This is a genomic window from Mycobacterium sp. OAS707, from assembly GCF_014873705.1.
Lineage (GTDB): Bacteria > Actinomycetota > Actinomycetes > Mycobacteriales > Mycobacteriaceae > Mycobacterium.
The window spans coordinates 1,152,096-1,163,640 of record NZ_JADBDS010000001.1 but is presented as its reverse complement, the minus strand read 5'-3'; the positions used below and the strand labels follow the sequence as shown (position 1 = coordinate 1,163,640).

The window sequence follows — 11,545 nt, the reverse complement described above, 5'->3', positions numbered from 1 at the left end:
GTGTGGTAGCGGACGCTTGCACCGCAGTGTGTGGAGGTGCCGAAGTCTTCGGCCGCGACGGCGCTTCGTCGGTCTTCACGCTTGGCGCATCGGTCGGGGCATCGTGGCGCTGCTGTCTTTTCGAACCGCGCTTGGTTGTCCGCGCTGCGTCGGGCTTCGCCGACGACTCGTTCGAGGATGAGTCCGCGCCACCGGTGCTCACCGCCGTTCCCGGCGGCGCCGTTCGCACCGAACCGGCAGTCGACGCCGAGGTGTCGGCCTCCGAGCTCTGCACGGAATCGGGCGGCGTGGAAGCACCAGTACCGGAATCGGTCGACGCACCCGTGGTTGTCGAGGCGCCATCGGTGCCCTCGGAAGCCGTCGATGACGGTGGTGCCGAGTCGGCGCTCGGCGAACCACCGTCCTCGGCCCAGGCCACTGCTGGGTTACTTGCCACCGCGACACCGACACCCAATGCGACAGCCAACCCGCCTACGCGACCCACAAAACGCCCAGCCCTCATGACAGCCTCCAGACCCGCATTGCCGATGTGAAGGGATCGTGTCGCGCGATACGTGGGGCGAACGCAGTAGCCGCCTACTGCAATTTCGATCGCCGCGTCGCGGACGTACTCAGTTCTCGGCGGCCGCCACCCCGGCGATCTGCTGGCAGCTAAGCCGACTGCCTTTTATGGTTAGCCGGTGGATGGGACCCCGTTCGGCCGCTACCAGTTGGTCGAGATGCTGGGCCGCGGCGGCATGGGCGAGGTGTGGAGGGCATACGACACCGCCATGAACCGGGTGGTCGCGTTGAAGGTGCTACCCGCAAACCTCGCCGACGATGCGCAATATCAGGCCAGGTTCCGCCGTGAGGCGCAGGCAGCCGCCAGCCTGGATGAGCCCCACATCGTCCCGATCCACGACTTCGGCGAAATCGACGGACGCCTCTACGTCACGATGCGGCTGATCGATGGCAAGACCATCGACGCCTTGGTCGCCGACGGCCCACTGCCGCCCGAACGCGCCGTCTCGATCGTCGAGCAGATAGCCGCAGCGCTCGGCGCCGCTCACAAAATCGGGCTGGTGCACCGCGACGTCAAACCATCGAACATCTTGGTGACCGACGACAACTTCGCCTACCTCATCGATTTCGGTATCGCCCGCGCGGCCGAGGCGACCAAGCTGACCAGCACCGGCGCCACGATCGGCACCTTGGCCTACATGGCGCCCGAGCGCTTCACCACCGACAGCACCGACGCACGCGCCGACATCTATGCGCTGACATGCGTGTTACACGAATGTCTGACTGGATCGCAACCGTTCCCCGGCGACAGTCTGGAACGACAGATCACCAACCACCTGACCATGCCGCCGCCGCGCCCATCGACGATGCAGCCGGGAATTTCCGCTCAGATGGACCAAGTCATCGCGACGGGTATGGCCAAGAACCCCGACCAGCGCTACGCGACGACCAAAGACCTCGCTGTCGCGGCCCGCGCCGCACTGACCGCGCCGATTCTGCCCAGCCAGCCCCCGCCGCCGGTTTCCGTGCCCCCGCCCGCGCCGGCCTGGTCGTCGCCGGTCCCATACCCCGACACGGGGCCGCGCCCGGCAGATGCAAGCGCAGCCACCCAATACGCCGCACCGGCATACGGCGCACCTCCCCAACCCGCGCCGTGGTCCCCGCCAGCCGCACCCCAACAAGCGCAGGGTTCTTCTGCGTGGTGGCAGAACCCCGCCGTGTGGATCTTGGCGGGCCTGGCCACCGTCGTCGTCGTTGTCATCGCTGTCGTCGCCGTCATCGTTTGGCCCGACGGTGGTTCAACCAGTCGCCCGACCACGCGCGCTCAGCCGACCGGGCAGCAGTTTCCGTCCGCGCCGAGCACGAAACCGTCCGCGCCGGGAACCAACACGACTGTCACGAACACGACGTCCGCGCCCACCTCGACACAGTCGACGCCCTCGGGACCATCGCAGCTTCAGACGGCTGACGGGTTGCGCGGATTGCTCGACACCATGCGCGGCCACTTCGGGGACACCATGGGATTCCAGTTGGTGATCTATCCGACTTATGCGGTGCTCGAACGCGTCTCGCCGACCAACAGCCATGTCGAGCAGGACTTCATGTATCGCGACGGGCAGTGGAACAGTTGGGGTTCGGATACGACGACTAGTTCATTCGACGTGCTCGCCGATCTCAGTGCATTCGACGCGAACGCGGTGGCCGCCACGTTGGCTGGTGCACCTCAGGCCCTCGGCGCGCCGCCCGACAACACCCAGACCTACCTCATCGTGGAGGGCGCCGAGGGCGGTGGACTGGAACTGGCGATCCATTCCGCGGCCCCCGGGACGGGCTACATGCAAGTCAACGCGGACGGCAGCATCAAGAAGGTGTTTCCGCCGTAAACGCTAATCGCCTGTGCGCGTGAAGGTTTCGTCGAAGTTCAGGTTGACGCCGCACGATCCGCCCGTCTGAACCCAGGTGCCGTGACCGGTGAGCGACGGAATTGGATTCTGTGGTGGTTGAGGCAGCGGAAACTGCGCGCTGGCTTTCAGATGTGACATTTCGCCTGCGGGGCACGGACCGTCGCTCTCGTCCTTCCATTCCCACTTTCCGCCACCGAACACCAGCGCTAGATCACCTGAGTTGATCGGGAAGTAGCTCATGCATCGGTCGCCGCTGCGCAGACAGTAAGTGGTGACAGGGGACTCGCCCAGCTCTTGGGGGGGCCGCCCCGCGAAGGTGCGCGTGACGCGGTAGCGGCCGCGTAAACCTTCGGCAGGCGACACCACCCGCGCCGGCAGTTCAGCGGGGTCGGCGACGCCACGGAAGTCGGCGTCGACGTCGACATCGCCGGTGCGGGTGAAGGTGACGGGTCGTGTTTCCTGGCACTGCTCGCTGGTGAGCCGGACGAAATCGCCTGCGAGGCTTCCGTCGGGACGTGGTTGCAGCGTGAACACCTGCCAGGCCTGGCTCGTCGCGCCCTTGCACGGGCTTGGGGCCACCGCCACTGCGACCCAATTTGCACCGACCTGATCGAAGACCATCGTGGGTGCAAACGCCGCATCCCCGCTGAATTTTCGGGCTGTCGCAACGCACCCGGCCTGGCGGCACACCGAGCGCACACCGTACTTACCCGTCACCGCCGTCGAACTGGGATTCCCGGCGCCGTCGAGTGTGCTGGCGCGACCGAAGTCGACTCGATAGATACCAGTGAAAGGTCCGGTGTTGGGCGCGGGTCCCGCGGTGGTCGTGGGCGGTGGCCCGGCAGCCGGCTTGTCGTCGCGCGAGAGCATCACGGCCGCGACGACGCCGCCGGCGACGAGCACCGCGACGGTCGCCAAGGCGCCGATCACGACAGCGGGGCGCCGCCCTTTTCCGGCTGCCGGCGGTGGTCCGGCGTACTGCGGTGGCACGGTCACCGGCGCGCCGGAGCTGATCGCGCTCAGGGCAGCCGGTCGCGTTGGGTGTGTGGCGTCAAGCCGAGTGCTGGATGTGGTGAGGGCAAGGCGAGCGGCTGCGGCCAGGTCCGTGGTGGTGGGGTAGCGCTCGGCGGGCTGTTTGGCCAGGCCTGTGACGATGACGTGATCCATGGCGGTGGGGATCGTGTCGCTGTCCTCGGAGGGATGCGGCGGCGGGGCGACCATGTGTCCGACGGCCACTTGTTCGAGGGTGTCGCCTGGGTAGGGCGGGTGGCCCGTGAGGCATTGGTAGAGCACACAAGCCAGCGCGTAGACATCGGAGGCGGGCTGAGTTTCGCCGGTGCTGAAACGTTCAGGGGCCATGTAGGCCCAGGTGCCGATGGTGGTGTTGGCCGATGTCAGCGCGGTGTCGGTCACACCGCGGGCGATGCCGAAGTCGATGAGATAGGCGAAGTCGTTGTCGGTCAGGAGAATATTGGACGGTTTGACGTCGCGGTGCACCAGGCCGGCCTGATGCGCGCACTGTAGTGCCGAGGCGATTTGTTCGACGATGTGCACTGCGCGTGCGGGTTCCAGCGGTCCTGCCTCGAGCAAGGTTTGTAGGTCAACGCCGTTGATCAGTCGCATCGTGACGTAGAGGCGGCCGTCGATTTCGCCGACGTCATAGATGGGCACGACGTGCGGGTCATCCAGGCGTCCTGCAGCGCGCGCCTCCCGCAGGAACCGCTTCTCGAAGTCGGGATCCTTGGCGTAGTGCGGTAGCAGCATCTTTATCGCTACGACGCGGTCGATCTCGGTGTCGTGGGCACGCCACACTTCGCCCATCCCACCGCGGCCCAGCAACTCTATGAGCTGGTAACGGCCAAAAGGCGTGCCCTCCACCGGCTCACGATAACGGCCAATTACCACGTCTGTGGGTGTGATTGGCACATGCTTGCGCTAATCGCCAGTGCGCGTGATTGTTTCGTCGAACTCGATGGTGACTGCACACGGCTGGGCCTGTTCCTGGACGCCGTGCCCGGTGAGCAGCGTGATCGGATTCTGCAAGGGTTTGGGTAACGGATACTGCCCGGTCTTCTTGACACGCATCGACTCGCCGCTGGTCGGACACTTGGCGTCGAACTCGGTGGCCAAAGACCAGCTGCTGTCGGCGAATACCAACGGTTCGACGATGCCCTGCTGGTTGTGCAAGTAGCTCATGCACCGGTCGCCGGTGCGCAGACAGTTCGTGGTGACGACGAAGTCGGCCGGTTGCTGTTTCTGTCCGTCGGTGAAAGTCCTCGTTTGGTGGTAGCTGCCGTGGAGCGCTTCGGCGGGCGAGACCACCCGTGGTGGCAGGCTGGCAGGGTCGGGCAGGCTGCCGATGTCGATATCACCGGTGCGGGTGAACGTCACCGTGTGCTTGGCCTCGCAGGAATTGCCGGTTGTTCCGGTCCAATCGCCGGTCAGGCGGCCGTCAGGTTGCGGCTGCAGCGTGAACACCTGCCAGGCTTCGGCGCCCGGATTTTCCCGGCACTGCTGCGAGGCGAGGGTCACCGCCAACCAACTCCCACCGACGTCGTCGAATTCCACCGTCGGGGCGAACGACGAGTCACCGCTCAGTCGCGACGCCGTCGCGACGCATCCCGTCGCGCGGCACACCGAGCGGACCCCGTACGTAGCCGTCGACGGCTTAGCGCTTGGATCCGCGACCCCGGCGAGAGTGCTGATCGGGCCGAAGTCGGCGCGGTACATCCCAGTGAACGGCCCGCTGTTGGGCGCGGGGACCGCAGCAGCGGCAGCGGTAGTGCCGGTGGGTTTGGCGGCGGCCGGTTTGTCGTCGCGCGAGAACTTCACGACTGCAAAGACGCCGCCTGCGATCAGTAGTGCGACGACTGCGATTGCGCCGATCAGGATGCCGGGGCGCCGGCCCGTGCCGACCGGTGGTGCCGGCGGCAGCGGGGGCGGCGGTGGTGGTTGCACGACCGTTTCGCCGGCGTAGGCGGGATCTGCAGGCCATCGCTGGGTCTGGGCGTCTCGGCTGCTCCGACTCACAGGCGCGGTGATGGCATGTCGTGCGGCGGCGGCCATTTCGATAGCGGTGGGGTAACGGTCGTCGGGTTGCTTGGCCAGGCCGGTGACGATGACGTGATCCATCGCCGTCGGGACGGTGTCGCTGTCTTCGGAGGGATGTGGCGGTGGGGCGACCATGTGTCCGACGGCGACTTGTTCGAGGGTGTCGCCTGGATAGGGCGGATGGCCCGTGAGGCATTGGTAGAGCACGCATGCCAGCGCGTAGATATCCACGCTCGGTTTGGACTCCCCGGTGCTGAAGCGTTCGGGAGCCATGTAGGCCCACGTGCCGATGGTGGTGTTGGCCGATGTCAGCGCGGTGTCGGTCGCGCCGCGGGCGATGCCGAAGTCGATGAGATAGGCGAAGTCGTTGCGGGTCAACAGAATGTTGGACGGTTTGACGTCGCGATGCACCAGGCCGGCCTGATGCGCACTGTGCAGTGCTGAGGCGATCTGCTCGACGATGTGTACCGCGCGCCGAGCTTCCAAGGGGCCGCGGTTCAACAGGGTTTGTAAATCGACGCCGTCGATCAATCGCATCGTCACATACAGTCGGCCGTCGATTTCGCCGACGTCATAGATCGGCACGACGTGCGGGTCATCCAAACGTGCCGCGGCGCGGGCCTCGCGGCGGAATCGCCTTTCGAAATCCGGGTCCTGCGCGTAGTGCGGTAGCAGCATTTTCAGCGCTACCACCCGGTCGATCGTGGTGTCATGGGCGCGCCACACTTCGCCCATTCCCCCGCGCGCCAGCAATTCGATCAACTGGTAGCGGCCAAAAGGCGTGCCGTCCACGGCCTCACGATAAACCTGCAAAAGGAATAACCGAACTCCGTTTCGGCTACCGGATCGGCCGACACGGCATATCGTGTCCTGAACTGAAGACTGCCGGAAGGCCGGGCACGTTGACGCTCGTCGATTGGTACCTGTCGATCGTTCATTTCGATCGGCGCATGCCTCTCAACCTTGACGTCGGCCCACTGCACATCCATCTCTACGCCCGCGCGGTGTTCTTCATGTGGATCACCGTGGCAATCCTGGTGGTCGGCGGAATCGCCGTGTTCGCGTCCCGCAAGCGCGAATTGATCCAGAAGTGGACCACTTGGGTGCTCATCGCACCCATCGTCGGCATTCCGGTCTGGATAGGGCGGGGACCCACCGCCGCACTGGCCGCGACGCTGGCGGTGGTCGCGGTGGTCGAGTACGCGCGGTTGGTGAAGCTCAGCAAGATCGACACCGGCATCCTGTTGGCGCTGAGCGTCCTCTATCCATTGGCGGCATGGCTGCATCCAACGCTGCTGGGACTGGCGCCGATCGTCGTGTTGGCTTGTGCGTTGCCGTCAGTTCTCGGCGGTGACGTCGAACACGGTGGCAGACGCACAGCGTTCACCGCGTTCGGTTCGGTGTGGATCTGTTGGTCCCTGGCCCACCTTGTGATGGTGTGGCCCGATACCTTCCTGGTCGCCTTCGCCGCCTCAGCCGCTGATGTCGCGGCCTGGTGCGGTGGAAAAGGGTTGCGCCGCTTCGGTTGGGCGCGTGCGCCGTTGTCCCCGTTGAGCCCGAACAAGACGATCGGCGGACTGGTCGGCGCCTTCATCGGCGCCTTCATCGTGCTCACGTTGTTGGGCACGATTTCGGTCGGTCTGCTCATCGCGGTGGCGTTTGGCGGCCTGCTCGGCGACCTGTTGGAGTCGATGGTGAAGCGGCAGGCACAAGTCAAAGACGCGGGCACCTGGCTCCCCGGATTCGGAGGTCTGCTCGACCGGATCGACTCACTGTTGCTCGTACTCCCGCTGGCCTACCTCCTCGGATGAGCGGCGACAGCGGGTTCCTTTCTGCGGGAACGCATTCCGATCGGCAATCACGTATCTGGACTGTGATCGCAGCGCTGGTCGCCGGCCCGTACGGGTTGGCTGTGGCGTTCGTGTGGGGATACGCCGAAGCGCTGAGTTGGTTCATCGTCGCGGAGATGGCGCTGATACTGCTTGCCGCCGCAGTCCCGCGGCGCGTGATGCCGTGGGCCGCCGCGGTGATCGCCGGATCGGTGCTCGGCGTACTCACCAACGCCTGGCTGGCATCTCGCGGCGTTTTGTTACCGGCGCCGCTGACCACACCGCGAATGGCGGCGACGGCATTCGGCCAACTGTCTGCCGGACCGAGCGCGATCATGCACCAGGCATTGTCGGGCATTCCGGTCAAGGTGTACGCGCGCGCGGCCGGTGAGCACCACATCGACCTGTGGCGACTGGCGGCCTGGACTCTGTTGGAGCGTGGACTGCGAATATCATCGGTCGGCTTGGTGGTATGGGGTCTGTCAAAGGTGTTGCACCCCTTGCTGCGACGGCTGTACGGGGTCTATCTGATCATCGCGGCGGTGGTTTTCACCGCAGGACTTTCCGCTGTAATTGCTGCGTGGTCATGATGAATCAGCAACCGCCGCCGACGATCACCGTCTACGCCGGTGGCTGGCATCGCACCTTCGGGCCTGGTGGGGATCTCGTGATCGGACGCGACGTCCACGCCGATGTCCGACTGCCTCAGCCGGGCGTCTCGCGCGCTCACGTCCTGCTGCGATACCTCGACGGGCACTGGGTCGCGGTCGACAACTCCAGCACCAACGGAATGTACGTCGACAAGCAGCGAGTGTCGTCGGTGGACATTCGCGACGGCCAGACCATTCACATCGGCGAACCCGACGGTCCGACGGTGACATTCGAGCTCGGCCGCGACAGTGGACCGCCGGACGACAGGACCACGATCCCGACGAAACACGACGCCGACGGCAAGACCGAGGCGTTCAACGCCGTGACGTCCCTGATCCGGGTGCTGCGGCCGGGCGTGCCCGTGGAGCCACCACCGGGTTCGACGACCATCGGCCGAGAAGTCGACAACGACATCGTCATCCCGGATCTGATTGCCTCGCGCCATCACGCGCGCTTGATTCCCACCGCGCAGGGAGTGCAGATCCAGGACATCAGCAGCAATGGAACCTATGTCAACGGCCAACGGATCAAGGACGCCTATTTGGCCGAGAACGACGTCGTCACGATCGCCAATGTCGACATGGTCTTCGTCAACGGCACCTTGGTCCGTCGCACCGCACCGGCCGCGGACTCCGCCGGCCTCGACGTCCGTGACATCAGCTTGACGGTCAGTGGCAATCGCACTTTGCTGGAACAGGTTTCGTTCACCGCTAAGCCCGCCACCCTGACGGCGGTGATCGGGCCGTCGGGATCGGGCAAATCCACTCTGTTGAACGTCATCGCCGGGACGATGCGGCCGCACGGCGGCTTGGTGTCGTTCGACGGGCACAACATCCACACCGACTATGCGTTGTTGCGCAATCGAATTGGAATGGTGCCACAAGACGACGTGGTGCATCGCCAACTCACCGTCAACCAAGCCCTGGGTTACGCGGCCGAATTGCGAATGTCGCAAGACACCACCAAGGAAGAACGGCAATGGGTGGTCCGGCAAGTTCTCGAGGAACTCGAGCTGACGCCACACGCCGGCACACGGATCGAGAATCTGTCGGGCGGCCAGCGCAAGCGAGCGTCGGTCGCGTTGGAATTGTTGACCGGCCCGTCGCTGCTTGTCCTCGACGAGCCGACGACCGGACTGGACCCTGCCTTGGACCAGCTGGTGATGAGGATGCTGCGCCAGCTTGCCGATGCCGGTCGCATCGTCGTGGTGGTGACCCACTCGTTGGCCTATCTCGACGTTTGCGATCAGGTCCTGCTGCTGGCCCCCGGCGGCAGGACCGCGTACTGCGGACCACCCGGTGAGCTCGGCGATGCAATGGGCAGCACCGACTGGGCCGACATCTTCACCGCCATCGAGGCCGATCCCGAAGGGGCCCACCAGCGATTCCTCGAGCGCGCTGAGAGCACGGCTGAGTCGCGCGAGCACCCGCAGCCGAAGCAGCCCGTCGCCAAACCGGCACATGCCGGGATAGCACGCCAGTTCTGGACGATCGCCCGCCGCCAGGTCCGGCTGGTTCGCGCCGACCGCGGCTACTTCGTCTTCTTGGTCTTGCTGCCGTTCCTGCTCGGGTTGCTGCCGCTGGCGGTGGCCGGCGAAAACGGCTTCGGCAAGGCGGCAATCGACAGCGCTGCGCCCAACGAAGCCAAACAGATCGTGGTGTTGCTGAATCTCGGCGCGATCTTCATGGGCACCGCGCTCACCATTCGTGAATTGGTCGGCGAGCGAACCATCTTCCACCGCGAACAGGCGGCAGGGCTGTCGGCGTCGGCGTATCTGGCGGCCAAGGTCGTGGTGTTCGCAGCGGCCGCGGTGATTCAGTCGGCCATCCTGGTACTGATCGTCACGGCACCGACGATCGGCAAGGGCGCACCGCTGGGCGCGTCAATGCTCGGCAGTGCGAGATTCGAGCTGTTCGTTGACATCGCGGCAACGTGTGTGGCGGCAGCGGTACTCGGACTCCTGGTATCGGCGTTGGCGCAGAACAGCAATCAGGTGCTGCCGCTGATGGTTGTGACGGTCATGGCGCAACTCGTGCTCGCCGGCGGCTTCATCCCGGTGACGGGCCGGCCGCTGGACCCGGTCTCCTGGCTGACACCGTCGCGGTGGGGTTTGGCGGCGACGGCGTCGACGGTGGACCTGACGAACACCGTTGCGGTGATTTCGCATGACTCGCATTGGAAACACACCGCGGCGGCGTGGTCGTTCGACATCGTCATGCTCGGCGTGCTCGCGGTGTGCTATCTGGCCTTCGCGCGGTGGAAGATCCGGTTCAAAGCGACCACCAAGTAGCCGTCGTCACGCCGCCAGCGCGTAGCGGTTGACAACCTCCGGTTGCAGGTTGTCCCGCAGCGCCAGTACCGCGCTCCGCAGCTCCGATGCCGAGGTGCTGTTGGGATCGATCGGCTCGCCGATGCGGACCTGCATCGGGGCGGGGGACCAGCGGCCGCCCTTGGGCAGCACGTCGGCCGTGCCCGTCACTGCGACCGGCACGATCGGCACACCGCATTCGCGCGCCAACCGCAGTGCACCCGAACGGAACTCGCCGATGGTGCCGTCGGTCGAACGGGTGCCCTCGGGGTAGAGGACGATGGTGCGTCCGGCCTTCAGCGCGGGGCGGGCCGCGGCGAGGAGCGCCGCGTAGGAGCCCTCAGCGTTGCGCCGAACCGGAAGGACGCCGGCGAGCGAGGTCGCGATGAACCGGCGCACACGCACGTCGAACCAGTAGTCAGCGGCGGCGCCGAACACCGGCTTGGCCTTGGGCGGAAGGGCGGCCAGCAGGACCGCGGTGTCGGCATGCGACGAGTGGTTGGCCACCACGATGCAGCCGCCGGAGCCGCGCCACTTGCCGGTCACGGTCAGCCCGCCAGATACCGCGCTCGCAAGGCGCCACATCCAGTGCCGCAGCACGTAGGAGATCGCGGTCATGCTGCCACCGCCGTCAAGATCGGGCGGGTCGGGAGGTCGATCAGGTCGGCCTGCTCCTGCTCGCGCTTCTGTGCCAGCTCGCGGCGGGCGGCGCGCAGCCGCAGCACCGTGGTAAGGATCGAACCGTTGACCATCTGCATCAAGAGCACCGGCATGATGAACGGAATCGCGGTGGCCAGCACGGTGAGCAAGCAGCGTTCGGTCTTGCCCAACGGGCCGCCGTTGCGGCGGGTCGCTCCCGCGGCCGCCGCGGCCAGCGAGGCGAAGGTGGGCAGCGTCGCGGCCAGCGCGGCGGCGAATACCTGAATCACCGTCCAGGACAGCCAGTGGAAGCCGGGGCCGTGCAGGCGCGCCGCGAAGACCGCCAGGCCTGCGAAGGTCAGCAGGTCCGAGGCGCGGTCGCCGATCTCGTTGACCACGAACCCCCACGGCCGGCTCACGCCACGGGCCCGAGCGACAGCGCCGTCGAGGTTGGCGCCGGCCAGTCGCAGCGCGAGAAACAGTGCGGCCAGCGGCCACCAGCCCAACGCGATGGTCACTCCGGCGGCGCCGGCAGCGACGACGCCTGCGGCGGTGAAGACGTCAGGGGACACGTTGTGCGCGACCGCGGCATTGAGAACGGGTGTCAGTCGCCTGGTGTACCAGGGCTTCAGTGCGTACAGGCCGAGCATTGGTCGTTCCTT

Annotated in this window: 9 protein-coding genes; 5 read left to right on the top strand and 4 right to left on the bottom strand. The window is 66.0% G+C overall.

Annotated features, from left to right (window positions below; translation table 11 throughout):
• Window positions 1-26 precede the first annotated feature (26 nt).
• Both GGC64_RS05705 and GGC64_RS05700 read left to right on the top strand, forming a co-directional pair.
• The gene (locus GGC64_RS05705) at window positions 27-533 is read left to right on the top strand and encodes a hypothetical protein (protein WP_192721452.1); all 507 of its coding nucleotides are present in this window, start codon (window positions 27-29) and stop codon (window positions 531-533) included.
• Between the two features lie 147 nt (window positions 534-680).
• Window positions 681-2,384, top strand: a complete 1,704-nt coding sequence (locus GGC64_RS05700; RefSeq protein ID WP_192721451.1) for a serine/threonine-protein kinase — start codon at window positions 681-683, stop codon at window positions 2,382-2,384.
• 3 nt (window positions 2,385-2,387) lie between these two features.
• On the opposite strand, the gene GGC64_RS05695 is transcribed toward GGC64_RS05700, so the two are convergent.
• Entirely contained in the window at window positions 2,388-4,283 is a 1,896-nt protein-coding gene (locus GGC64_RS05695; protein WP_192721450.1) for a serine/threonine-protein kinase, read from the bottom strand.
• A gap of 57 nt (window positions 4,284-4,340) precedes the next feature.
• A complete protein-coding gene (locus GGC64_RS05690; protein WP_192721449.1) occupies window positions 4,341-6,248 on the bottom strand; it encodes a serine/threonine-protein kinase in 1,908 nt (635 codons plus the stop codon).
• 158 nt (window positions 6,249-6,406) lie between these two features.
• On the opposite strand from GGC64_RS05690, the gene GGC64_RS05685 reads away from it, so the two are divergent.
• The 3 genes from GGC64_RS05685 to GGC64_RS05675 are packed head-to-tail and all read left to right on the top strand — an operon-like array spanning window position 6,407 to window position 10,226.
• The gene (locus tag GGC64_RS05685; RefSeq protein ID WP_192721448.1) at window positions 6,407-7,267 is read left to right on the top strand and encodes a phosphatidate cytidylyltransferase; all 861 of its coding nucleotides are present in this window, start codon (window positions 6,407-6,409) and stop codon (window positions 7,265-7,267) included.
• Window positions 7,264-7,875 carry a hypothetical protein gene (locus tag GGC64_RS05680; RefSeq protein WP_192721447.1) on the top strand — a complete coding sequence of 204 codons (612 nt, stop codon included), beginning with the start codon at window positions 7,264-7,266 and terminating at the stop codon, window positions 7,873-7,875. Before GGC64_RS05685 ends, GGC64_RS05680 begins: the two co-directional genes overlap by 4 nt.
• Complete coding sequence (locus tag GGC64_RS05675; RefSeq protein ID WP_192722412.1) at window positions 7,872-10,226, top strand: FHA domain-containing protein; 2,355 nt, start codon at window positions 7,872-7,874, stop codon at window positions 10,224-10,226. Before GGC64_RS05680 ends, GGC64_RS05675 begins: the two co-directional genes overlap by 4 nt.
• A gap of 6 nt (window positions 10,227-10,232) precedes the next feature.
• On the opposite strand, the gene GGC64_RS05670 is transcribed toward GGC64_RS05675, so the two are convergent.
• Together GGC64_RS05670 and GGC64_RS05665 are read right to left on the bottom strand one after the other, a co-directional pair.
• Window positions 10,233-10,862, bottom strand: coding sequence for a 1-acyl-sn-glycerol-3-phosphate acyltransferase (locus GGC64_RS05670; RefSeq protein WP_192721446.1), 630 nt, complete (start codon window positions 10,860-10,862; stop codon window positions 10,233-10,235).
• Entirely contained in the window at window positions 10,859-11,533 is a 675-nt protein-coding gene (locus GGC64_RS05665) for a CDP-alcohol phosphatidyltransferase family protein (protein ID WP_192721445.1), read from the bottom strand. The genes GGC64_RS05670 and GGC64_RS05665 overlap by 4 nt, the downstream gene beginning before the upstream one ends.
• Window positions 11,534-11,545: the final 12 nt, after the last annotated feature.

Coding starts and splice junctions, on each gene's coding strand:
- GGC64_RS05685 (WP_192721448.1), top strand. CDS start 6,407: ATGCCTCTCAACCTTGACGTCGGCCCACTGCACATCCATCTCTACGCC.
- GGC64_RS05665 (WP_192721445.1), bottom strand. CDS start 11,533: ATGCTCGGCCTGTACGCACTGAAGCCCTGGTACACCAGGCGACTGACA.
- GGC64_RS05675 (WP_192722412.1), top strand. CDS start 7,872: ATGATGAATCAGCAACCGCCGCCGACGATCACCGTCTACGCCGGTGGC.
- GGC64_RS05670 (WP_192721446.1), bottom strand. CDS start 10,862: ATGACCGCGATCTCCTACGTGCTGCGGCACTGGATGTGGCGCCTTGCG.
- GGC64_RS05680 (WP_192721447.1), top strand. CDS start 7,264: ATGAGCGGCGACAGCGGGTTCCTTTCTGCGGGAACGCATTCCGATCGG.